Genomic DNA, 25499 nt, shown 5'->3' on the forward strand with positions numbered 1-25499 from the left:
GCCGGGCAGGTTGGCACCTGCCCTATCGATTTATCCCCCGGTGCTGGGGGCATGCGCCGCGGGGCGCATAGGGAAGGCTGGCGGAGATGGAAGGCAAGCAAAGGGTCGCTCTCACATTTGCGCTCTACCAAAACGAAGCGCTCGTCCGTCGGGAGACGATCACGCAGGATATCGTCAAGGTAGGCAAGGACGCGAAGAGCCATCTGCGTGTCGATGACGAGCTTGCCTCGCGCATGCACGCGGTCATCGAGGTCGCCTCCCCGCAGGACATCACGCTCATCGATCTCGGCAACGAGCCGGGGACGATGGTGAACGGGGCGCGCGTCAACAAGTGCAAGATCAGCCCAGGCGATCAGCTCCAGATCGGCGGCACGAAGATCATGCTGGAGCGCGCCGAGCCGGTGGCCGTCGCCGCGGCGGCGGGCCCTGCGAAGCCTGTGCCCGCGAACCCGTTCGCTGCGGCGCCCGGCAACCCGTTCGCCGCCGCCGCCCCGGCGAACCCGTTCGCCGCCGCCGCCCCGGCGAACCCGTTCGCCGCGACCGCCGCGAGCGGGGCCGACCCGTTTGCGTACAACAACCCGTTCGCGCAGTCGGCGCCCTCCGTCGACGAGGTCCCTCCGGACGCGCCGGAGGGCTCCTACACGTACACGCTCGTGAAGAACGGGCCGGACGTGCCGAGCGAGGAGGTCGAGGTCCCGGCGGCGTCCGTCGAGGTGATGATCCTGTGGGATGCCGCCGTCTTGCACGTCGCGCACCTCACCCCGCCGCGCTCCTTCTATGTCGGCGAGGAGGAGGGCAAGAACTTCAAGTGTGACTACTTCATCCCGTCGGAGAAGCTCGGCACGACGCGGGCGCCGATCGTCCTCGCGGACCGCTCCGGCTCGGTCTCCGTGGTGCTCCTGCCCCGCGCGACAGGGACGATCGAGATCCCTGGGCAGCCGAAGCTGACGGTGCAGCAGGCGATCGACCAGGGACGCGCTCAGCCGTGCTCCGAGCTCTCTGGCGCCTACCAGATGGCGCTTCCTTCCGGCGCCAAGGCGAAGGTCGAGCTCGACGGCATCGTCTTCCAGGTGTCCGCCGTGAACGCGGGCCGCGTCGTGGCTGGCCACTTCCAGGTGGACACGCAGGGCCTGCTGTACACCGGCCTCTCGATGGCGGTGCACCTCGGCCTGCTCGCGGCGATGGCCTTCTTCATGCCGCCGCTCGGCGATACGGGCGAGGACGGGATCTCCGCGGATCAGCAGTTCCTCATCCAGCAGTACCTCGCGGCGGCCGCCGAGAAGGAGATGGAGGAGAAGGAGACCGAGCAGGTCGCCGAGAACGCCGCGGACAACAAGGAGGGCGGCACCGGCACGCGCGCCAAGGGTGAAGAGGGTTCGATGGGTAACCCGAACACCAAGGCGACGGGCAACCGCTACGGCGTCCAGGGTCCGGCTGACAACCCCGATCCGCACATCGCCCGCCAGGCGGCGCTCCGCGACGCCGCGGAGTTCGGCATGATCGGCCTGCTGAACGCCGGCGCCGGCGGCGATCCGAACGCCCCGACCGCGCCGTGGGGACGCGACGACTCGCTCGGCAACGATGCGCTGAGCGCCCGCGGCAACATGTGGGGCGACCAGATCGGCGACTCGTTCGGCGCCGGCGGCCTCGGCCTCTCCGGCATCGGCGAGGGCGGCGGCGGTCGCGGCGAGGGCATCGGCCTCGGCTCGATCGGCACCATCGGGCACGGCGCCGGCACCGGCACCGGCCAGGGCTTCGGCTCCGGTCACGGCCGTCTCGGCGGGTCGCATCGCACCAAGCCGCCGCAGGTGCGTATGGGTGCGACGAGCGTGAGCGGCCGTCTGCCGCCCGAGGTCATCCAGCGTATCGTGCGCCAGAACTTCGGTAGGTTCCGGCTCTGCTACGAAAACGGCCTCAGGAATAACCCGAACCTCCAGGGCCGCGTGGCGGTGCGCTTCGTCATCGGGCGCGACGGCGCGGTGTCCAACGTGGGTAACGGCGGCTCGGACCTGCCCGACAACGGCGTGGTCTCCTGCGTGGTGCGGGCCTTCTACGGCCTCTCCTTCCCGCAGCCCGAGGGCGGTATCGTCACCGTCGTCTACCCGATCATGCTCAGCCCCGGCGGCTGAGCTCGCCGTACAGCTCGGCTCGACCGAACGCCCCGCGCGGACAGTGCGGGGCGTTCGCCATTTCAGCCCTGGATGCGGCCTGAGCCGCGGGCGCGGTCGGCGTCCGCGGTCATCGCGGGGTCGTGGGCAGCGGGGTCGACCAGGTCGGCGCGCGTCGCGGCGGGGGAGGGCGTGGGGCCTCGCCTGAAGGCCGCGCAGACCGGCGCAGGAGCGGGATCTGAAGGCCTGGACTTCCGCGGTTGCCTCCGCCTATTCTCGCGACGCCGCGCGAGGTTGAACGCGCGCCACCTCAGGACGCTTGTGACGGTGCCACACGGAGCGGCGCAGCCGTCTCCGGATTGCTGACGGAGCGGCGCAGCTGTCTCCGGGATTGCTGACGGAGCGGCGTAGCCGTCTCCGGATTGCGGACGGAGCGGCGTAGCCGTCTCCGGATTGCGGACGGAGCGGCGTAGCCGTCTCCGGTATGCTCGAGAGGGGCGGCGCGACGCCCACGGTCACTTGGGAGCCGGCAGAGCCGAATCCATTCGAAAGGTGAGCTAGATGAAGCTTGGGGCATTCTTGATGGTTGGACTGGTCGCGGCGAGCGCGGCGGGGCTGGGCTGCAGCCGGCACCGCCAGGAGGCCGTCATCCTCGCGAATCAGGCCGACAAAGAGGTCGCCGTCAACCCTGAGGGTGCGGCCAACAAGTACGAGCAAGCGACCAAGCTCGACCCCACGAACCATCGCATCTTCTACAAGCTGGCGATGGCGTACAAGAAGCGGGACGAGTGGGACAAGGTCGCATCGACGCTGGCTCGCGCCACACAGATCGCTCCGAAATTCGCCAACTACTGGTTCGAGCGGGGCTGGGCGCTGGAGCAGCAGGCGAAGAAGAAGACGATCTCCTACGAAGAGGCCAAAGAGCCCTACCAGAAGTGTATCGAGAACGACCCCAACTTCGCCGACTGCTACTCCCAGCTCGGGAACGTTTACCTCTGGACGGACGACGAGCAGAAGGCGCTCGAGAACCTCACCAAGGCGATCGAGCACAACCCGAACGAGATACGCTACTACGCGGCGCTCGCCGACCTCTACAGCCGCCTCGGCTACACGAAGGAGGCCGAGCAGGTGCTCAAGGAGGCGAAGTCGTTCGCGAAGCCCGGGGACAAGTACCTCTTCGGCGTACACAGCCTGCTCGCGTCGGTCTACCAGGACCGCGGGTCCACGGCGGAGATGGTGGCCGAGCTAGAGGCCGCTCGGGCGGTTGCGCCGTCGGATGGTCCTGAGTCAGTACAGATCCTCTGGAGTCTTGGGAGCACCTACGCGACCCTGGATCCGCCGCGCAAGCAGGAGGCGATCCAGATGCTCAAGGGGTTCACAACGCGCGCCTGCAAGGGATCGAAGGCGGCGAGCTTCAAGACCGAGTGCGAGACGGCGAACACGCTGGTCGCGCGGCTCGGTGGCCAGTAGCGGTGGTGCCGCGCGCGGCGCGGGGCACGTGAGCGTTTCAATCCGTTCGAAGGTCGGGGCCGAGGGTCGATAATCAATGGATCTTGCGCAGCGTCTCAATCATCTCGAGTCGGTTCATGACTGGCAAGGGCTCGTCGAGGAGCTCGAGAAGGGGATTGCGGCCGAAGGGGACGCGACCCGGAAGGCGGCATATCACCTGAAGCTCGGGCGGCTGCTCGAGGAGAAGTTCCTTCAGGCCGTCAAGGCGCTGAAGCACTTCCAGGACGCCTACAAGCTGAATCCAGCGCTGCTCGAGGCGCTGGAGTCGGCTCGTTCCATCTACTGGGACCTGGGCAAGACCAACATGGTCCAGAAGCTCCTGGAGCTCGAGCTGAGGAACGCCCCGGAGGGGACCGCGGCCGCCGAGCTCCTCGTGGAGCTCGGCGACGTGCTCTGCGACGCAGGCGATTTCGAGCGGGCGACGGCGACGTACGCGCGCGCGCTCGGCGTCTCCGGCGGGACGAGCGAGGAGGCGCGCGCTTGCCTCGGCGACATGCAGGTCGATCAGTCGTCGTGGGCCGGGCACATGGCGGAGCTCGTCGACGCGGCCGACGCGGCCGCGACCACGAGCGAGCGCAAGCGGCTGCTGCTCCGCGCGGCGCGCCTCGCGAAGCGCTTCGATCGAGGCCAGCTCGAGGATCTGCTCAGGAGGGCCTACGAGGCGGCGCCCTCCGACAAGCAGGCCGCGGCGATGTTCGAGGGGCTGCTCGCCGAGGAGGAGCGGCCGCAGACCATCGTGGAGACGCAGCGCCGCATCCTCGACGCGCGCACCGGCGTGGCGCGCGGCGAGGCGGCGTTCAAGTTCGGCGTCCGCTGGGCCACGCGGCACCAGAACGTCGAGATCGGCTCGAAGCTCCTGGAAGAGTCGCTCCGGTACGACCCGTCGAACGAGGCGGCGTTTGCCTACCTGCGCGAGCTCTGGGGGACGAAGGAGGGCAACTGGGAGCGCGTCGCGTCGCTCGCAGAGAGCGCGGCCAACCAGAACGGCAGCTCGCCGTACATGATCGCCCAGGCGGGCGGCGTCGCCTGGCGGCAGCTCGGCAATTTGATCCGCGCCAGGAGCTGGTTCGAGCGGCTCGTGGCGGTCGCGCCGACGCACCCGAGCGTGAGCGCCTTCGAGGCGCAGATCGGCGAGCGCCTCACGGCCGCAGCGCCTGCCGCGGCCGCGGCGCCCGTGGCCGCAACGCCCGTGGTCGCGGCGCCCGTGGCCGTCGCGCCCGCGCCCGTCGAGCGGGCTGCGGACGCCACGCCCATTCCCGTGAGCGCGCCGGCGCCGGTCAGCGTGCGGGCCCCGGTGAGCACGCCGGCGCCGGTGAGCGCGCCTGCGCCGGTGAGCGCGCCCGCGCCGGTCAGCGCGCCCGCGCCCGTGAGCGGCAGGGCGAGCACGCCGGCGGACGTCCCGGCCGATGCCTCGTCGGACGACGACGGCGGCGCGAGGACGTCGGTCGTCGCGGCCGAGCCGCCGCCGCGCGCTCCCGCCGAGAGCAGGCCCGCCGATTCGGAGATCGGCCGGCGGCCGACGGCGCCGCCGCCCCCCGCCGCCGAGATGGCGGGGCGGGTCGAGGAGCTCAAGGCCAAGGCTCAGAAGCAAGAGCAGGCCAAGCGGTACAACGAGTACGTCAAGACGCTGATCGAGATCGCCGAGGCGGTCTCGGATCCCGCCGAGAAGATCGAGAATTACTCGAAGGCCGCGGAGCTCTACTCGGGCAAGTTCTCGAACGCGGCCGAGGCGGTGAAGTGCTACGAGGCGATCCTCGCGATCGACGGCGAGCACCCGCAGGCGATCGACTTCCTCCGCCAGAGCTACGAGAAGCGGCGCGACTGGGAGAAGCTCATCGGGCTGCTCCGCCGCGAGGCCGCGGCCCTCCCGGAGGGCGGCGAGCGCGCCGCGAAGTACCTCGAGATCGCGAAGCTCGCGTCGGAGCGGGTGAAGAAGGTCGACTTCTGCATCGAGCTCTGGGACGAGGTGCTCGCGAACGACCCCGAGAACCCGGAGGCCCTGAACGCGCTGGCCGGGCTCTACGAGAAGAACAAGGACTACCAGGCGTTCGCGCGGGTGCTGCAGAAGCAGGTCGACACGACGTTCGACAGCACCCAGAAGCTCGCGCTCCTCAGCAAGCTCGCGCAGCTCTACGGCGAGCGCCTCAAGGACGACGAGGCGGCCGTCAGGGCGTGGCAAGAGGTGATCGCGCTGAACCCCCAGGACCGCAAGGCCCAGGAGGCGCTCAAGAAGGCGTACCTCCAGCTCCAGCGCTGGGACGACCTCGAGGTGTTCTACGCCGAGAGCGGCAAGTGGGACGAGTTCATCCGCGTCCTCGAGTCGCAGGAGGCGAAGGAGACCGACGACGCGGCCAAGATCAGCCTGCTGCTCAAGATCGCCGAGCTCTGGATGGTCCAGAAGCAGAAGGCCGATCGCGCGGCGCGCGCCTACGAGAAGGTGCTGTCGATCGACGGCGCGCACCTCGCCGCGGCCGAGGCGCTGATCCCGCTCTACACGCAGGCGAACAACCCGAAGGGGCTCGCCGGCGCGATCGAGGTGAAGCTCTCGCACGACCAGGACGACGCCTCCCGGCTCGACCTCTACCGGCAGGTCGCCGCGCTCTACGAGACGCGGCTCAAGGAGCCGCAGCGGGCGTTCGAGCGCTACCTCTCCGCGTTCCAGCTCGCCCCGCAGGACGAGCAGTGCATCGACGACGTCGAGCGGGCCGCGCGCTCCACCGAGGGGTGGGACGCGCTCATCCAGGCCTACTCGACGGCGATCTCGCGCGCCGAGAGCGAGGGGGACATCGCGCTCGGGGTCGATCTCCGGCTCCGGCTCGGGCGGGTGCTCCTCGACGAGGTGAAGCGCATCGACGAGGCGCTGGCGCAGTTCCGCGCCGTGTACGAGGCGGACGGCGAGAACCAGGCCGCGATCAGCGCGCTGGAGCGGCTGTACCGCGAGACGGGCCGGTTCGGCGAGCTGCTCGGAATCTACGAGAAGAAGCTCGAGATCATCACCGAGCCCGAGGAGCGCAAGCAGATCCTCTACGCCATCGCGGAGCTCTACGAAGGGGAGCTGCGCGACCCCGTGCGCGCGATCGCGACGTACCGGCAGGTGCTCGACGACGAGCCCACGGACCCGCAGGCGCTCGCGGCGCTCGACAAGCTCTACCGCGAGCAGCAGGACTGGGAGTCCTACGTCGACGTGCTCCGCAAGCGGATCGACTCGCCGCTCGACGAGCACGCGCTCATCGACCTCAAGTTCCGGCTCGGGAGCACTCTCGAGAAGCACCTGAACGATGCGGCCGGAGCGCTCGAGAACTACAAGGAAATCCTGATCCTCGATCCGGGCAACGACGCGGCGCGGCTCGCGCTGGAGGCGCTGCTCTCGAACGAGTCGCTGCGGGCCGAGGCCGCGGCCATCCTGCAGGAGATCTACGAGGGGCGTGGCGACTGGGAGAAGCTGATCCAGGCGCTCGAGATCCTCGCGGCGGCCGAGGGCGACACGGCGACGCGCGTCTCGCTGCTCCGGAAGGTGGCGCGGACGGCGGCCGAGAGCCTGAACGACCTCGGCCGCGCGTTCGACGCGCAGTCGCGGGCGCTCAAGGACGACCCGTCGCACGCCGAGACGCGGGCGGAGCTCGAGTCGCTCGCCGCGCAGGCGGGCGCCTGGGACCGGCTCGACGTCATCTTCAGCGAGATCGCGGACTCGCTGAGCGACGCCCGGCTGAGCCGCGAGTACTGGATGCGGCTCGCGAGCACCCACGAGCGGCTCGGCAAGGTCGAGGAGGCGGCGAACGGCTACCTCCGCGTGCTCTCGATCGACCCCGCCGACTCGGAGGCGCTCGAGGCGATGGACGCGCTGTACCGGCGCACCGAGCGCTGGAGCGATCTCATCGGCGTCTACCGGCGCCGCATCGAGCTCGTGCACGAGCCCACCGAGCGCGAGGGCCTCTATGCGCAGATGGCCGAGGTCTACGAGCAGCGGCTCGGGCAGCCCGAGGAGGCGATCGCCGCGTACCGCGAGGTGCTCTCCATCGACAACACGAGCCTCGTCGCGCTGACCGCCCTCGACGGGCTCTTCAGCCGCCAGGGCATGTGGGAGGAGCTGGCGGACAACCTCGAGGCGCAGCTCAGCATCGCGGTCGAGGAGGAGGCGCAGATCCGGCTGATGCTGCGGCTCGCCGCGCTCCGGGAGTCGCGGATGCGGCTCGTCGACTCGGCGATCGACATCTACAGGCAGGTGCTCGAGCGCGAGCCGACGAACGTCGAGGCGCTCGCGGCCCTCGAGCGGCTCGGGAAGCTCCCCGAGCACGAGGTCGCGATCGCGGAGATCCTCGAGCCCCTGTACCGCCAGTCGGGCGACTACCAGAAGCTCATCGGGGTGCACGAGGTCCAGGTGCGCCGCAGCGACGACGTGACCCGTCGCGTCGAGCTGCTCCACCAGATCGCCGTGCTCTACGAGGACGCGGGCAGCGACCTCAGCTCGGCCTTCGACACCTACGCGCGGGCGCTGAGCCAGGACCCGGCCTCGGAGTCGACCCAGGAGGGGCTCGACCGGCTCGCGCGCGCGACCGGCCGCTTCACCGACCTGGCGCGCGTGTTCGAGACGCTGGCGGCGCAGCAGACCGACGCGGAGCTCGCGAGCACGCTCTACACGATGAGCGCGCGCATCTACGAGAGCGACCTCGGCGACATGGACAGCGCCGTCGGGCACTACCGGCGCGTGCTCGAGATCGATCCGCGCAACCTGCACGCCGCCGAGTCGCTCGAGCGGCTGTTCCGGACCGCGGAGCGCTACAACGAGCTGTCGCAGATCCTCCAGCAGAAGGCGGACATCCTCGACGATCTGAACGAGAAGAAGCTCGCCCTGTTCCAGGCCGCGAGCATCGAGGAGGAGGTGCTCGAGCGGCACGACCAGGCGATCGCCGTCTACGGCAAGGTGCTCGAGCTCGACGCCGAGGATCTGCGGGCGATCGACGCGCTGACCAAGCTCTACCTCAGCCTCTCGCGCTGGCAGGAGCTGCTCTCGGTCTACGCCAAGAAGGCCGATCTCGTCCTCGACTCGGGCGAGAAGAAGCGCATCTACTACCAGATCGGCGCGGTGTACGAGCGCGAGCTCGGCAACGTGGCGAGCGCGATCGACACCTACCAGCGGGTGCTCGAGATCGACCCGGACGACCTCCAGGCGCTCGGGCGGCTCGACGTGCTCTACCAGACCTCGCAGAACTGGCTCGAGCTGCTCAGCGTGCTCCAGCACGAGGCCGAGATCACCTCGGACCCGGCCGAGGGCATCAGCTACCAGTACCGGATCGCCGAGCTCTACGAGAAGCACCTCGACGACGTGACCCGCGCGATCGAGCTCTACCGCGACCTCCTGCAGCAGATGCCCGATCACGAGCCGACGCTCCGCGCGCTCGAGCAGATCAAGGACGGCAACCGCGACGCGCTCGGCGCGGCGCTGGTGCTCGAGCCGATCTACGACGCGTCCGGCGAGTGGCAGAAGCTGATCAGCGTACTCGAGGTCCGCGTCAAGGTGGCCGAGGACCCGTACGAGAAGGTCGATCTGCTCCACCGCATCGCGCGGCTCTCGGAGGAGATGCTGAGCGATCACGTCTCCGCCTTCGAGACGTACGCGCGCGCGGTGACGTGCGACATCGGCAACGAGGAGTCGCTCTCGAACCTCGAGCGGCTCGCGATCGTGGTGAACCGCTGGCCGCAGGTCGCCGCGCTGTACGACGCGGAGCTCGGGCGGCTCGGCGAGGAGCCGTCGCGCTTCGTGGAGCTCGGGCTCAGGCTCGCGCAGATCTTCGAGACGCAGCTCGAGGACATCGACAGCGCCGTCGCGCGCTACCGGCGCGTGCTCGAGGTCGATCCGGAGAACCAGACCGCGATCGCGTCGCTCGACCGCCTCTTCACCGCGACCGAGCGGTGGGGCGACCTCGTCGAGATCCTCTCGCGCGAGGCGGAGATCGCGCAGTCGCCGGACGAGATCCTCGAGTTCAAGTACCGGCTCGGCGTGGTGCACCAGACGCGGCTCAACGACCTGCCGGCGGCCATCGCGGCGTACCGCGAGGTGCTCACCGCGGCCCCCGAGCACTCGCCGACGCTGGAGGCCCTCGAGGGGCTCTTCGCGGCCGGGATCAAGCAGATCGAGATCGGCGCGATCCTGGAGCCGCTCTACCAGGCCGCGGCCGAGTGGGAGAAGCTCGGCGGCGTGCTCGAGGCGGAGCTCGCCCACCTCACCCAGGAGTCGGACCGGCTGGCGATGTTCTACCGGCTGGGCGAGCTCCAGGAGGAGCGGCTCATCTCGCCGGACGGGGCCCTCGGCGTCTACATCCGGGCGCTGAAGGAGTACCCGCGGGACGAGAAGACGCTCGAGGAGGTCGAGCGGCTCTCCGGCTCGGTCGACGGCGGCTGGGAGCTGCTCGCCAACGCGTACGCCGACGTGCTGGGCATCCACGCCGACAAGGACGTGCAGACCAGCATCGGCAAGCGGCTGGCGCGGGTCTTCGAGACCGACCTCAGCGACGTCGCCAAGGCGGAGGAGACCTACCGGTACGTGCTCGGCATCGAGCCGCTCGAGGCGGAGGCGCTCTCGAACCTCGACCGGATCTACACGCAGCTCGAGCAGTACCCGGAGCTCGCGAGCGTGCTCGAGCAGCGGGTGCGCGCGACCGAGGATCGCCCGGAGCTCGTCGACCTGTACCTCCGGCTCGGCCAGACGTACGAGGAGCGGCTCGGGCAGCTCGACGACGCCATCCGCGCCTTCCGGCGCATCTTCGACGAGCTCGAGACGACGAACGAGCAGGCGATCAGCGCCCTCGAGCGCATCTACACGACCAAGGGGGCCTGGACCCAGCTCAAGGTCGTGCTGGAGCGGGAGCTCGAGAACGCGATGGGCGACAGCCAGGAGGCCGACATCCGCGCCAAGATGGCGCACCTCCTGGCCGACCGGCTGAACGACGTCCAGGGCGCGGTCGAGACGTGGAAGCGGGTCCTCGACCTCCGCGGCGAGGATCCGGAGGCGCTCGGGGCGCTGTCGAACCTCTACGAGCGCGTCGGGCAGTGGGCCGAGCTCTGCGACGTCCTCGAGCGGCACTACGACATCGCGATCGACGACGAGTCGCGCGTCGCGGTGCTCCTCCGCCGCGCCAAGCTGTTCCACGAGCAGCTCGGCCGCGATGACTCCTCGCTCGACGACTACCAGCGCGTCCTCGACATCGACTACGCGAACCTCGAGGCGCTCTACGCCATCGCGGCGATCTGGCGGCTGCGCAACGAGCCCGAGCAGATCGTCGGCGCGCTCCACCAGACCGTCGACCGGGCGCGGGACGTCCTGCCGGCCGAGAACGTCATCGCGCTCTACCGCGAGCTCGGGACGACCTACCAGCACGTCCTCGGGCAGTCGTACGACGCCATCGACGCCTGGAGGAAGCTGCTCGAGGTCGACCCGAAGGACTTCGAGGCGATGGCCGCCCTGGAGAACCTGCTCCGCGCCGAGGGGCGCTGGGTCGAGGTCATCGACGTGAAGATGGGCCGGGCGGCGGCCTACGAGTCGCCGGCCGACAAGGTGCGCGAGTACCTCGAGGTGGCGCAGATCTGGGAGCACCAGGTCGAGGAGAGGGACCGGGGCACGCTCGCGTACGAGAAGGTCCTGGAGCTCGAGCCGACGCACGATCAGGCCTTCGCGGCCCTCGAGCAGCTCCACGACGCGGCCCGGCGGAGCGAGCCGCTCATCGAGCTCTACCTCGCGCGGCTCGAGTCGCGCGAGGAGGTCCACGAGAAGACCGAGATCCTCCGCAAGGTGGCCCGGGTCTTCGAGGAGCAGCTCGAGGACAAGCCCCAGGCGTTCGACGCGCTGCTCACGGCGTTCGAGATGGACTTCTCCGACATGGATACCGTCCGCTACCTCGAGCGCATGGCCCAGGCGACGAACCGCTGGCCCGAGCTCGTGCAGACGGTGAACGGCTGGCTGCAGCAGCAGACCGCGCCGCTCCAGAAGATCACGCTCTGCCTGCGGCTCGCCAAGTGGTACGCGGAGGACCTCGGCCACCCCGAGTACGCCCAGCCGTACTACCAGCAGATCCTCGCGTACGACCCGAACAACGTCGCGGTGCTTCGCCAGATGGCGAACTACCTCAAGAAGACCGGGCAGTGGCAGCAGCAGGGCCAGATGCTCACGAGCGCCCTGAACGTCGCGGTCACCGACGTCGACCGGAAGGAGATCCTGACCGAGCTCGGCGAGGTGCTCGAGAAGCACATGGGCGAGGTCGAGCAGGGGCTCAGCTTCTACCGGCGCGCCCTCGACGTCGATCCGCTCCACCTGCCGGCCCTCGAGGCGCTGGAGCGGATCTACACGGATCGCGACCAGTCGAACGATCTCGTCGACGTCCTGCTCCGCAAGGCGCGGGCCGTCAGCGAGCCCGATGTCGTCGCGTCCGTGAAGCTGCGCACCGCCGGCCTCTACGAGACCAAGCTCGGCCTGATCGACAAGGCCGGCTCGGTCTACCGCGAGGTGCTGGACATCGACGCCTCGAACCTCCTCGCCATGCGGGGGCTCGAGCGTGTGTACACGACCACGCACCAGTGGCCGGATCTCGTGCGCGTCCTCGAGATGCAGCTCGACGTGGTCACCACGGAGCGCGAGCGCATCGACGTGCTGATGAAGATCGCGACCCTCCAGGAGGAGCAGTTCCTGAAGCCCGATCTGTCGGCCGCGCGGCTCGAGCAGGTGGTCGAGATCGACCCGTCGCACGAGCCCGCGCTCGAGGCCCTGGAGCGGTGCTACCGGCGGCTCCGCCAGTGGCACGATCTCATCAACACCTACGATCGCCACATCAACGCGGCGGAGGACCGCCAGAAGAAGATCGAGCTCTGGTCTCAGACGGCGAAGGTCTACGCCGAGGAGATCGAGGACCTCGATCGCGCGATCGACGCGTACCTGAACATCGTCGACATCCAGGACACGCACATCCCGGCCCTGGAGGCGCTGGCCAAGCTCTACGAGAAGCAGGACAACTCGTCGAAGGCCATCGAGTACATGACGCGCGTCGCCGACCTCACGGCCGACGGCAAGCAGCGCGTCGAGATGTACTACCGCATCGGCCGGCAGCTCGACGAGAAGCTCGGCGAGCGGGGCCTGGCGCAGGAGCGGTTCGAGATGGCGCTCGATCTCGACCCGTCCCACGTGCCGACGCTGGCCGCGCTGCGGGTGATCGCGATCGACGCGGCGGACTGGGACCGGGCGGCGCGCTACCTCGAGCAGGAGCAGATGAACACCGACGCGCCCCGCGCCAAGGCGCGGCTGCTCGTCGAGCTCGGCAAGCTCCGCGACGACATGCTCGGCGAGCACGCGCTCGCGGTGCAGGCGTACGAGATGGCGCTCCAGAGCGACCCCGACAACGAGGACGCCGCGATGCCGCTCCTCAACGAGTACGTCTCCACGGAGCGGTGGGCCCAGGCCGAGCCGCTCGCGGAGATGCTCGTCCGGAAGAGCGGCAAGCGCGACCGGTCGGAGCAGCACCGGCTGCAGCGGACCTTCGGCAGGGTCCTCGAGCGGCTCGGGAAGGACGAGGCGGCGCTGAAGGCCTACACGGCGGCGCACAACCTCGACCTGACCGACCAGGAGACGATCAGGGGCCTCGCGGACGTCAGCTTCAAGCTCAGCGACTGGGCGAGCGCGCTGACGAACTACCAGAAGGTGCTCACCAGCCTGGACGAGGCCGAGACCGAGGAGCGCGCCACGGTCTACTACAAGCTCGGGTGCATCAAGCAGGCGCAGGGCCAGTCGAAGCAGGCGGTCAACAACTTCGAGAAGGCGCTCGGCGCCGAGCCTTCGCACCGGCCGACGCTCGAGGCGATGGTCTCCGTCTACGACGCGCTCAAGGACTACAAGCAGGTCTGCCACTACAAGCGGCTGATCCTCGACAACATCATGGACGGCGCCGAGCGGTTCAAGATGCTGAACGAGATCGGCGACATCTGGGTCGAGAAGGAGAACAACATCCCGAAGGGCGTCGAGGCCCTGGAGGAGGCGCTCGACCTGGAGCCGCAGAACCACGTGCTGCTCCACAAGCTGCTCCAGCTGTACCAGCGCACGGGGCAGTGGGAGCGCATGGTGGACTGCCTCCAGCGCATCGCGGACCTCGAGCCGCAGCCGGATCGCAAGAGCCGCTACCTCTACACGATGGCGCAGATCTACCGCGACAAGCTGGAGGACCCGGCGCGCGCGGTGGAGCTGTTCAACGAGACGCTGGACCTGAACCCGCACTCCCTCGAGGCCTTCGAGCGCATCAACAAGATCCTCACGGCGCAGAAGGAGTGGAAGCAGCTCGAGCGGGCGTACCGCAAGATGCTGCACCGGGTCGCCGGCAAGGGGAACACGGACCTCGAGTACAGCCTCTGGCACGCGCTCGGGCTCATCTACCGCGATCGGCTCGGCGACAGGACGGCGGCGGTCGAGACGTTCCGCATGGCTTCGCGGCTCAAGCCCGAGGACGCGACGGAGCACCTCATCCTGGCGGAGCTCTACGAGCAGGCGGAGCAGTTCGATCAGGCCACCGGTGAGTTCCAGGCGATGGTCAAGCTCGATCCGATGAAGATCGACCCGTACAAGCGGCTCTACCGCCTGTACGTGGACGGCAAGCAGTACGACCAGGCGTGGTGCGTGGCGGCGGCGCTCGCGTTCCTCCGCAAGGCCGATCCGGACGAGCAGCAGTACTTCGAGGACTACCGCCCGCAGGGCCTCATCCAGGCGAAGAGCCGGCTCGACAACGAGCAGTGGATCAGGAACCTGTTCCACGAGGAGGAGAACCTCTACGTCGGCAAGATCTTCGAGATGATCGCGGGGGCCGCGCTCAGGGCGAAGATCGAGACGCTCAAGCAGCGGCGGGAGCTGCCGGTCCTCGACCAGCGGTTCCTGCAGGATCCGGCGACCTCGACGGTGACGTTCGCCCGGACCTTCGGCTGGGCGGCCAACGTGCTCGGCCTCCCGGCGCCGCGGCTCTACGTGCGGAGCGACGTGCCCGGCGCGCTCGTCGCGGTGGCGAACGAGCAGCCGGCGTCCGTCGCGGGGCAGACCGTCTTGACCGGGTTCTCGCCGCAGGAGCTCACCTTCATCGTGGGCAAGCACCTCGCGATGTACCGCGGCGAGCACTACATCAAGACGCTGTTCCCGACGGTCACCGAGCTGACGGTGCTCCTCTTCGCGGGGATCAAGCTCGTCGCGCCCGACACGCCGGTGCCGCAGGACATCGAGAAGCAGATCATGGCCACCGCGCAGACGCTCCGCGGGTTCATGCAGCCCATGCAGCTCGAGGGGCTCCGCATGGTGGTCAAGAAGTTCCTCGCGGAGGGCGCGAAGGCGAACATCAAGCGGTGGGTCCAGTGCGTCGACATCACCGCGGCGCGCGCCGGCCTGCTCCTCTCGGGCGACCTCGAGATCGCCAAGAAGATCATCGCCGCGGAGCCGCAGCAGCCCGGGGATCTCCCGCCCCAGGACAAGCTGAAGGAGCTCATCACCTTCTCGACAAGCGATCAGTATTTCGCGCTGCGTCAAGCGCTCGGGATCGCGATTGGCGAGGGGTGAGAGCGCGCTGATCAGGCCCTAAGTAGCGAAATTCACCTCATTAATCGGAGCCTCCGGGCCGGGAGCCGTCCGCTCCTGGCCCGGAGGCTCCCCGGTGTCGTCGGGATGCACATCTCCATGAGTCTGCTTGACGAGTTAGCAATCCTTACGAACGATCGGGTGCTGTGACCTCGTCATCGATGATCGTCCGGCTCCCGGTGCAGTCTGCGAGAGGCTTCGGGAGATACAGGCTGATCGCAAAGCTGGGGCAGGGAGGGATGGCCGAGGTCTTCCTCGCTGCGCATCGCGGCCCGCTCGGGTTCGAGAAGCTGGTCGTGATCAAGCGGCTGAAGCCGGGGATCGCGACCGAGCCCGAGGTCAACGCGATGTTCCTCGACGAGGCGAGGCTCGCCGCGCGGCTGAACCACCCGAACGTCGTGCAGACGTACGAGTGCGGCCAGATCGACGACCAGTACTACATCGTGATGGAGTACCTGGAGGGGCACTCGCTCGATCGGATTTGCAGGAAGATCGACCCCTCGCGGCACCGCGCTGTCTACCTGGCGATCCTCTCCGACGCGCTCGCCGGGCTGCACTACGCGCACGACCTCATGGACTTCAACGGTCAGCCGCTCCATGTGGTCCACCGCGACATCAGCCCGCACAACATCTTCGTCACCTACGACGGGCAGGCGAAGGTCGTCGACTTCGGCATCGCGAAGTGGGCGACGCGCGACGCCGACACGAGCACCGGCGTCGTCAAGGGGAAGATCCGGTACATGGCGCCGGAGCAGGCGCTCGCGACGATGGTGGATCGCCGCGCGGACATCTTCTCGATGGGCCTGATCTTCTGGGAGCTCGTCGTCGGCGAGCGCTTCTGGGGGGATCTCTCCGACGTGCAGATCCTCCAGCGGCTCACGTTCGGCGAGATCCCGCAGCTGCGCGAGCGGTGGCCCGCGGCGCCCGAGGCGCTCGACCGGATCTGTTCGCGCGCGCTCGCGATGGCGCCCGAGGACCGGTACGCCACCGCGGCCCAGATGCGCGAGGACGTCGAGGCCTACCTGGCGACGATGGGACGCCGCCCCTCCTCGGCGGAGATCGGCCGCCTCATCGGCGAGACGTTCGCGAACCGCCGCGCCGAGGTGAGGTCGGCGATCAGCGATCAGCTGGGGCGGCTCCACGCGGACACCGCTGAGGGGCCGGAGGAGTTCGAGGTCCTCCCGGTGCTCGAGGATCGCGCCGCCGTGCCGTGGTCGCAGCGCATGCCGATGTCGCAGATGTCCCAGATGTCTCAGATGTCGCAGCAGTACGCGGCGCCGGTGCCGGACCACACGCTCGGCGACGAGGGATCGCGCGAGGACAGCATCTCGAACCGGCAGACGATCCCCACGATCATGGTCGCCAACGCCAAGTCGACCAAGCGCAAGGCGCTGTGGAGCGCCGCGATCGCCGCGTTCTCCATGCTGCTGATCGCCGGCGCGTGGGCCATCGTCACGATGAAGTGGACGCCGTCGGATCCGACTCCGGACGACACGCAGGCCGACCTGACGGCCACGGCGCCGACGCCCCCCCCGCCCGCTCCCACGATCAACCCCAACCTCGTCGAGCTCCGGATCATCGCCACGCCGCTCGACGCGAAGATCTACCTCGACGACGTCGAGCTCCCGAGCAACCCGTTCTTCGCGAGGTTCAGCCGGGATGGCACCGGGCACCGCATCCGGGTCGCGGCCGACGGGTACACGCCGGAGGCGCGCTTCGTGGTGTTCACGCGCGACGAGGTGCTGACCATCAACCTGCGCCCGGTGGTGCAGGCGCCCGTCAAGGGCGGGGGCGGCACCTCGCCCCGGAAGTGACGGGCAGGACCGTGGGCCTCCCGCGGCCTCCCCGGGCCACCGCGCGGTGACGCCGCGGGCGCGCGGCGCCGGCTCGCGGCGCTAGGGCCTGCTGTTCAGCATCGCCTCGATCTGCAGCGGCACACAGCCGTAGGCCTCGGCGGCGGCGAGCATCGCCGAGTTCTGCGGCAGGTTGAGCAGGAACGAGCTCGCGTAGGGCGTCCCCTCGAGGCCCTTCAGCCGGCGCAGGAGCGGGGGCATCGCGCGCTCCATCGCGTCCCGCGCGCCCTCGAGATCGCCCATGTCCACGCACGCGTCGTGGAGCGCGAGGTAGATCGGCGCCTCGTTGAGCAGGCTCGGCGCCCCCGCCTCGACCAGGGCCGCCGCCTCCCGCGCGATCTCGCGCGCCTGCTCGGCGTCGCCGAAGCGGCGCTCCGCCTCCGCGCAGAACCCGAGCGCCACGGGCAGGACGTCGCGGTTCTCCGTGACCCGGTAGGCCTCCGTCGCCTTCTTCAGCAGCGAGCGCGCCCGCGCGAGGCCCGACGACTCGAAGCGCAAGAGCTCGCAGCCCCGGTAGAACAGGATGCCGAGCGTCACCCGGTCGCGCACGACCCACATGCTCCCCGCGGCCTCGTCCGCGCTCGCGCGCGGCTCCGCGAGCGCGGCGTCGAGCCGCGGCTCGGGGCCGAACGTCGCCGCCCAGCAGAGCAGGATCATCTGCCCGTGGCGCGCCGCCCCGGAGCTGCCGATCGCCTGCGCCCTGGCGATGCCCCCCTCGATCTCCTGGAGCGCCTCCGCCCGGGCGCCGATGGTCGTGAGCGCGAAGCCCAGGTTCATCGTCAGCATCGCCTCGCGCTCCTGCAGCCCCGCGCGGCGCGCCGCCCGCGCCGCGTTCCGGCGCGCCTCCAGCGCCGCGGCGGGCTCGCCGCGCGTCTGGTGCGCGACGGCGCGCGTCTGCCAGGCGTCGACCGCCGCCCAGACGAGTCCCCGCCGCGCCGCGAGATCGAGCAGGTGCGTGGCCTCCTGCTCGGCCATCGCGAGCTGCCCGGCGAACGCGTGGACCTGCGCCAGCGTGGCGGAGCACTGCGCCTCCTCCTCGACGAGATCGATCGCCCGGGCGCGGTCGCGCAGCGCCGTCAGGCGCCCCTCCAGGTCGATGCCCGAGCCGCACGCGTGGTCGTAGCGGGCGCGGGCGGTGAGCGTGCGGAGCTCGCTCGCCTCGTCGTAGACGTTCTCCCCCATCGCCCGGATCGCCGAGTCGCGCTCGGGCGAGCGCGCGTCGAGCCGCGAGTACGCGTCCTCCAGGAGGACCGCGCGCGCGAACGCCGTCGGCTTGTCGGGCGAGAAGACGAGGGCGCGATCGGCCATGGTGACGGCGTCGCGGAGCGAGTTCGTCGCGAGGGCGCGCCGCGCGGCGGCCTCCCAGCGGATCGCCGCCTCCTCGTGCTCGCCGCCGAGGTCGAAGTGCTGCGCCACCGTCGCGCTGTCCTCGCCGAGCCGGTCGAGCCAGCGCGCGGCCGCGGCGTGCAGCGTCTGGCGCAGCTCCTCGCTGGCGGAGGCGTACGCGACGTCCCGGACGAGCGCGTGCTTGAACAGGAACTCGCGCGCGACAGGGAAGCGCGACGCGCGCTGCTCGACGAGGAGCTCCGCGGCGATGAGCTTCTTCAGCGCCGTCTCCGGCTCGATCACGCCGACCTCGGCGAGGCCCGCGTCCCAGACCGACAGGCCGAAGACGCTCATGCGCACGACCGCCTCGCGGGTGGACTCGTCGAGCGCGTCGAGGCTCACCTGGATCGCCGCCTCGATGGTCGGCGCCGTGGCCGCGTCCTTGCCGGAGGCGATGACGCGCGCGAGCTCCTCGGCGAAGAGCGGCGAGCCGGCCGCCTGCTGCGCGACGCGGTCGAGCGTCGCGTCGTCGAACGGCCGCGCGGCGGCGGCCATGCTGAACACGGCCCGCGCGATCTCGCGCGTGGCCCGCCGCGCGATGGGGCGCAGCTCCACGCGCACGTGGTCGCGGCCGGTGAAGCGCTGGCCCTGGTCGCGCCAGAACGCCGGCCGCACCATGAGCATGGTGAAGAGCGCCCTGCCCGTGGCCCGCCCGAGCAGGTGATCGAGCCACGCGATGCTCTCCGGGTCGGCCCACTGCGCGTCCTCGACGAGCAGCGCGCACGGCTCGATCGAGGCGGCGCCGACGGCGATGTCGGTCATCGAGAGGTACAGCGCGTCGCGCGCGCCGCGCAGGTCGATGCCGTCGGGGAACGGCTGGTTCGCGAGCAGGCGGGCGAGGAGACCGCCGTCGCCGTGGTGCAGCCGCCGCGCGCGCACGGCGTCGTCGGCCTGCTCCAGCGACGCGCCCTTCGGCAGGCCCATGAGGACGCGCAGGGCGTCGGTCGCGACGCCGAGCGCCTGCGCCCGGCCGAACGACTCGCAGCGCAGCTGGACGAGCCGCGGCGGATCGGGGCGGTCCGAGATGCGGGCGACGAACTCCCGCGCGAGCCGGCTCTTGCCGATCCCCGGCGGGCCCGAGATGCTGACGACGACCGGCGTCCGGTCCTCCACGCAGCGGTCGAACGCCGCGACGGTGGTGATGAGCTCGGCGTCGCGCCCGACGAACGGCGTCTGCGCGTCGGGCCGCTTCGGCGCGCGCGAGAGCACCCGCACGGCGCCGCCCTCCTGGGGCTCGCACAGGAACCGCCCGCGCGACAGCTCCACCGTGGTCGCGTCCGCGAGCGCGCGGCCGAGGCCCGCCTCGCGTGCGAGGGCGACCGCGCGGTCCACGACCTCGCCGGCCGAGCGCGTCCTGTCCACCCGCATGCGGCCGGAGGCGACGCCGACGCGGCCGCCGCGCTCGCCGAGCGCGAGCCCGAGCTCGAGGGCGCGGGACGCCTCGTCGCCGTGGGCCTGACGCACGCCGAGGTGGGCGGCGATCGAGTCGGTGCCGAGCGGCAGCGCGTCGGCCCCGCGGCGCCGCAGCGCCTCGAGCTCCCGCTGCCGCTCCTCGCCGGTGGCCACGTGCAGCGCCACGATCGTCGTCACGAGCCGCGTGCCCATCACGCCCGGCGGGTTGTCGCTCACGCGCAGCGGCGACGGGGTGGGCAGGTGCGGCTCGTCGACGAGCGCCGCGAGCTTCTCCGCCACCTCGCGCGCCGAGCTCGGCCGGAGCTCCCGGTCGGCGAGCAGCAGGGCGTGGATCAGGTCGTCGAGGGCAGGGACGACGTCGAGCAGGAACTCCGACAGGCGCGGCGCGGGCGTCGTCGCGAGGCGCACGAGGGTCGCGATCGAGGTCGGCCCCATGTGCGGCGGCCGGCCGGCGACCAGCTCGAACAGCGTCGCGCCGAGCGAGTAGAGATCGCTGCGCGCGTCGACGGTTGCGTCGCCGCGGGCCTGCTCCGGCGAGATGTACGCCGGGGTGCCGACGAGGCCGCCTGCGTCGGTCGTGAGCACGACCTCCTTCGACGCCGCCACCCCGAAGTCGACGAGCTTGATCCGGATCGCCCCGTCCGGCGCCCCGCGCAGGAGGAGGATGTTGGAAGGCTTGATGTCGCGGTGGACGACGCCCGCGTCGTGCGCGGCAGCGAGCGCGCTCGCCACCTGCCGCCCGACCTCGATCCCGTCGCGCAGCGAGAGCGGGGAGCGCCGCTGGCGCGTCGCCAGGTCCTCGCCGTCGAGCCACTCCATCGCGATGAAGGTCGCCCCCTCCTCGATGCGGTGCCCCTCCGCGTCCGACCCGCCCGACTCGAGCGTCCCGAACGCCACGACCCGCACGATCCCCGGGTGGTCGAGCTCCGAGAGGATCTGCCCCTCGCGGGAGAGCCGCGCCTGGCCCTCGGCGTCGACGCCGACCGCCGTGATGATCTTCAGCGCGACATACCGCTCGGTCTGCACGTCGAACGCGCGGTGCACGGTGCCGACCCCGCCCCGGCCGACCTCGCGCTCGATGTGGAACCGGCCTGCGATCAGCGCTCTTGCTGGCTCGATGCGCACGATGTCCATGCGCTAGCCGAGGGAGGGATGGGCGCCGAGGGCGCTCCGGCGCGGGCGCGGTGGAGAGGCGAGCTCAGGGCGCCGGGCCGGTGGGGCCTGCGGTGTTCCGACTGGGCGCATCGGAGACGAGAGTACGCCGTCGTTCATGGCAGTTCCAGTGTCGCGGTCGCGCGTGGTCACGCCGCGCGCGGCGTGACCACGCGCCGGTCGATCGAGCTCGCCGGGCCTCCCTTGACGGATCCGGCGGCTCCTCCTACGGTCGCGGATCTGCGTTAACGTCGGGAGCCAATCGATGCTCGATCGCGTCGCCGTTCATCAGACCCGGCTACGCACGCCCGGCCTCGGGCTCGATGCCAAGGGCGTCGCGCTCGGGGCCAAGGGGCTCATCCTCCTGCCGTCGATCGATCGGCTCGTCGCCTTCCTCGCGCTCTACACGCGGCAGGGCTCGCTCGGGGACATCCTCCGCTCGCTCGTCGTCGAGATCGTGCGATCGAAGCTGGGGGCGCGGGAGGTGACCCTCCTGTTCGCGGCGGAGAGCAGCGACCGGCTCGACCGGGTCGCCGAGATCGCCCGGCTGGCGGGCGGTTACAGCTTCACCGGCACGAGCCGCCACTTCGTGCAGTACCGCGACGCCGCCGCGCCGTTCGGGTACGACGTCCCGCAGATCCTGCCCAGCGACGCGGCGCTCTCGCTCTACCACAACGCCTTCTCGCAGACGTACGAGGTCGAGCGGCGCCTCGACGTGCGCGGGCTGCTGCTCCGGCTCGAGCCGCACCTCGACCCCGCCGCCGGGCGCGAGCCTGGGCCGCGCTGGCTGCTCGCGGAGTCGGGGCTCGGCCCCGCGCTGATCCGCTACTTCTCCCGGAGCAGCGTCGAGGCCGAGGTGGGCCTCTGCGAGTGGCCGCCGGAGTCGAGCTTCGACGACGCCCCGGTCCTCCGGTACCTCTTCCGCGTGCCGGCCATCCCCGGCCGGATGGTCCCGCTGCTCACCGGCACGCCGGGCCTCGGGTACTTCGTCCCGGTCGCCCCGGGCGCCGCGGTGGAGGTGGGCTTCCGGCACCCGGTCAACCTCCGCGCCTGCCCTGTGTTCAGCGAGGCGGGCCTCGTGCTCTTCCGCGGCAGGGGCCGCGAGGCGCTGGAGATCGCGAAGCTGCCGGCGATGGGCGACGTCTCCGCGTTCGCCCGGGTGGAGCTCGGCCGCGAGCCCGCGGTGGCGAGGGCGACGGCGGACGCCGAGCGCCCCGCGTCGGTCGTGCTGTCGCTCCGCCTCGTCCCGAGCTCGGAGCCGTGGCGATCGGTCACGGCGTCGTGGATCCGGCCAGAGGAGATGCAGCTGCTCCGGCACGTCGCCTACGCGCTCGGCCCCGACACCCTGCGCCGCGCCCGCATCGCCTTCACCGCCGCCGGCGCGTTCCTCCGGCACCCGACCGGCATCGAGGGCATCCCGGTCGGCGAGTTCTTCCGCGAGGTCCACGCGGGGCTGTACATCCCCGCCGGCTACGACGCGGTCCCGGCCGTCGCGCCGGCCGTGCTGTTCCGCGCGCTCGGCGCCCCCGCCGGGCAGGCGCTCTTCATCGGGCGCGACGGGCGCGCGATCGGCGTGCCCGAGGACGCGTTCGTCCCGCTCGAGGCGGCGCTCCTCGAGGCGCAGCAGTGGTCGCCGGTGGCCGCGCGGTCCACGGGGCTCACGGCCGCGCTCGCCACGGAGCTGCCCGAGGTCGTCCTCGGCGGGGTCGGCATCCGGCCCTTGCGCGACCTCGCCCCGCCCGACGCGGCCGCGGAGCCGAAGGCGCTCCCGCCGGGCGCCGGCCGGGCATGAACGCTCCTGGGGCCGTCGCCGAGCGCGTCTCCGAGCTCCAGGCGAGCGTGCTCGCCCCGCTCGTGCTCGGCGGCCCTCTCTACCCGGTGCGCCCGTTCGGGGTCCGGCTCGCGCTCCTCCTCGCCGACGGCGCGCCGGCGATCGACCGCGATCTCGGCTCCCGCATCGATCTGGTCCGCGTCCGCGTCGCGCGCCTCATCGCCCCGATCGACACGCTCCCGGAGCTCGCCGCCGCCGACTGGGCGCTCCTCGCCGCGCTGAACGACCTGCTCCAGCTCACGAACCACGAGCTCGCCGGCGCCCTGACGCGCAGCCGGTATCCCCGCCTGCTCGCGAGCGTGCGCGACCTCTGCGAGCTCGTGCCCGCGCCGGCGGACGTCGCCACCGCGCTCTCGCGGCACGCGACCTTCGCGCGCGTGCTCGACTGCTTCCGCACGGACGCGCACGTCGCCTGGTGGACCGGCCACGCGAGCTTCCGCGGCCAGCGCCCGCCTGCGCGGCTGCTCAAGTGGCGGCAGCTGCGCGGCGTCGAGGTCGAGACCCGGCGCGTCGCGCTGGCCGACATGGGCCACGGCATTCCGGGGCTCGCGCCGCCGGACTTCGCCGACGCGCTCTCGCTCTGGCTGACGCGCACGCCGCTCACGGATCTCGCGACCGCCACCCGGAAGAGCCCCCCGTTCGCGTGGTCGGCGTCGACGCTGGCTGTCGTCGCCACCCCTCCTGGCCGGAGCCTCGCGTACCGCGTGCTCCTGCGCCAGCCCCACGACCTCGCCGTCGCGGCGCTCGCGCGCGCGGCCAGGGAGGTGCCGTCCCGGTTCGGTCAGGCCCGGACGCTCGCCGAGTCGTTCGCCAGCGAGGTCGCCGCGGGGATCAAGCTGCTCGACGAGCGCCCCGGGGCGGCGTGAGCTGCGCCCGCTCCATGCGCCCGCCGCGTGCGCTCCATGCGGCCGCCGCGCGGCGCGCGGCTTTGATCGGCCCAAATGGGGCGTGATACGCTCCAGCCCCCTCTTTCACGAACCTCGCTCTGGAGCGACGATCCGTTTGAACCGGCAAGACGCTGAGAACTCCGAGAACAAGCTTTCTTTTCCCCGCTGCGTCTCACGCCGCGGCGCCTGCCAGGAGGTGGCCCGGCGCGCGCGGCGCTCCCGGCACCTGGGGCCGCGCGTCGCCGGCGTCGCGCTGGCGCTCGCGCTGGCGGTGAGCTCGGGCGTCGCGTTCGCCCAGGCGGACGCGCTGCTCGACCAGGGCAAGCAGCTCATGAAGAAGGGCAAGCTCGCGGAGGCCTGCCCCAAGCTCGAGGAGAGCTACCGGCTGAGCCAGAGGTCGGCGACGCTCCTCGCGCTCGCCACCTGCCACGAGAAGCAGGGCAAGCTGGCGACCGCCTGGGCCGAGTACATCGACCTCGGCGCCGCGGCGCGCAAGGAGGGCAACAAGCGCCTCGAGGCCGACGCGAAGGCGAGGGGAGCGAAGCTCGAGCTGCGCCTGCCGCGGCTCACGCTGAACGTGCCGCGGGCCGCCGCCGTCGAGGGGCTCGAGGTGACGCTCGACGGGGCCCCGGTCGACAGCGGGACCTGGGGCCAGGCCAGGCCGATCGACCCCGGCGAGCACAAGGTGAGCGCGAGCGCCCCCGGCAGGAAGCGGTGGGAGCTGACGGTCACGATCAAGCGAGGCGAACGGAAGGCCGTGGCGGTCCCGGCGCTCGCGAAGGACGGGTCGGCCGCGCCGGAGCCCGCGCCGGCAGCGGAGGCGCCCGCGAAGGAGGCGGCGCCGCCCGTCGCCGCGGCGCCGGACAAGGGCGGCACGGCGGGGGCAGGGAAGGGTGCGGAGGCGGCAGGGAAGGGCGCGGCGGCCGCGAAGCCCGGGAAGGGCGCGGAAGGGGCAGGGAAGGGCGCGGCGGCCGCGAAGCCCGGGAAGGGCGCGGAAGCGGCAGGGACGGAGGCGGAGGAGGGCGCGGCGTCCGCCACGCCTGACGCGGCCGAGGAGCCGGAGCCGACCCCGGCGGCAGCGCCGAAGCACGCCGGGACCTTCGTGCTGGAGGCCGGCCTGGCCGGCGGCGCGCTGATCGGGCTGATCGACGCCGGCAGCTTCGGCAACCTGAGCTCGTACTCGTACAGCTACAATGTACGCGAGGGCGAGCTCATCGCGCCCTGCGATGACGATGTCTGCCACGCCAGCTTCGACCCGGCGATCGGGCCTCTCGCTGGCGGCACGGCCTTCGCCGGCGTCGCGCTCTCCGAGGAGCTGCACCTCGGCATCCGGGCGCTCGGCGGCTACAGGTTCGGCGGCGGCTACCTCCTCGCGGGCGGCCCCTCCGCCTCGATGCGCTTCGGGCGCCTCTGGCTCGGCCTCTCGGGGCTCGCCGCTGCCGTGGGGCAGAACGCGAAGGTCACCGGCGTGAAGGGGGAGATCCCCTCCGATCTGGTCGGCCTCAACTACGGCCGGACCGAGGTGAACGTGAACGCGCGCGAGGGCAGCCTCCCCGAGACGGCGCTGGTCCAGACGCTCGCGTTCGGCGGGAGCGTCGAGGTCTCGCTCGTGCTCGCGGACTGGCCGAGCTCGAGCTGGACGTCGGGCGCGCTCCTCCTGAGCGCCTGGCCGACGTTCATGAAGGGGCTCGACGGCTTCGTGATCGCGGCGCCGGTGAGCCTCGGCTACCGCTTTTACTGACCGCGGCGGTCCCCCCACGGCGTTCTGCATGT

8 protein-coding genes are annotated in these 25499 nt (G+C 71.2%); 7 read left to right on the plus strand and 1 reads right to left on the minus strand.

Features of this window, described 5'->3' with window-relative positions:
* Nucleotides 1–86 precede the first annotated feature (86 nt).
* The 4 genes from WME85_RS17525 (at nucleotide 87) to WME85_RS17540 (ending at nucleotide 17018) form a co-directional block, all read left to right on the plus strand.
* On the plus strand, nucleotides 87–2129 hold the full coding sequence (locus WME85_RS17525) for an AgmX/PglI C-terminal domain-containing protein (RefSeq protein ID WP_437839689.1): 2043 nt from the start codon (nucleotides 87–89) through the stop codon (nucleotides 2127–2129).
* A 540-nt stretch (nucleotides 2130–2669) separates the two neighbouring features.
* Nucleotides 2670–3578, plus strand: a complete 909-nt coding sequence (locus tag WME85_RS17530; protein WP_437759194.1) for a tetratricopeptide repeat protein — start codon at nucleotides 2670–2672, stop codon at nucleotides 3576–3578.
* Between the two features lie 76 nt (nucleotides 3579–3654).
* A complete protein-coding gene (locus tag WME85_RS17535; RefSeq protein WP_437839690.1) occupies nucleotides 3655–15186 on the plus strand; it encodes a tetratricopeptide repeat protein in 11532 nt (3843 codons plus the stop codon).
* A 197-nt stretch (nucleotides 15187–15383) separates the two neighbouring features.
* On the plus strand, nucleotides 15384–17018 hold the full coding sequence (locus WME85_RS17540) for a serine/threonine protein kinase (protein ID WP_437839691.1): 1635 nt from the start codon (nucleotides 15384–15386) through the stop codon (nucleotides 17016–17018).
* An 81-nt stretch (nucleotides 17019–17099) separates the two neighbouring features.
* Here the strand turns inward: WME85_RS17540 and WME85_RS17545 are convergent, their stop codons facing one another.
* Nucleotides 17100–20990, minus strand: a complete 3891-nt coding sequence (locus WME85_RS17545; RefSeq protein WP_437839693.1) for a serine/threonine-protein kinase — start codon at nucleotides 20988–20990, stop codon at nucleotides 17100–17102.
* 283 nt (nucleotides 20991–21273) lie between these two features.
* Between WME85_RS17545 and WME85_RS17550 the strand changes: the two genes are divergently transcribed.
* From WME85_RS17550 to WME85_RS17560, 3 genes are all read left to right on the plus strand, one after another.
* On the plus strand, nucleotides 21274–22800 hold the full coding sequence (locus WME85_RS17550) for a hypothetical protein (RefSeq protein WP_437310485.1): 1527 nt from the start codon (nucleotides 21274–21276) through the stop codon (nucleotides 22798–22800).
* On the plus strand, nucleotides 22797–23705 hold the full coding sequence (locus WME85_RS17555; RefSeq protein WP_437839694.1) for a hypothetical protein: 909 nt from the start codon (nucleotides 22797–22799) through the stop codon (nucleotides 23703–23705). Before WME85_RS17550 ends, WME85_RS17555 begins: the two co-directional genes overlap by 4 nt.
* A gap of 136 nt (nucleotides 23706–23841) precedes the next feature.
* Nucleotides 23842–25467, plus strand: a complete 1626-nt coding sequence (locus WME85_RS17560) for a hypothetical protein (protein ID WP_437839696.1) — start codon at nucleotides 23842–23844, stop codon at nucleotides 25465–25467.
* Nucleotides 25468–25499 lie beyond the last annotated feature (32 nt).

The organism is Sorangium sp. So ce1153 (assembly GCF_051521595.1).
Classification (GTDB): Bacteria; Myxococcota_A; Polyangia; order Polyangiales; family Polyangiaceae; genus Sorangium.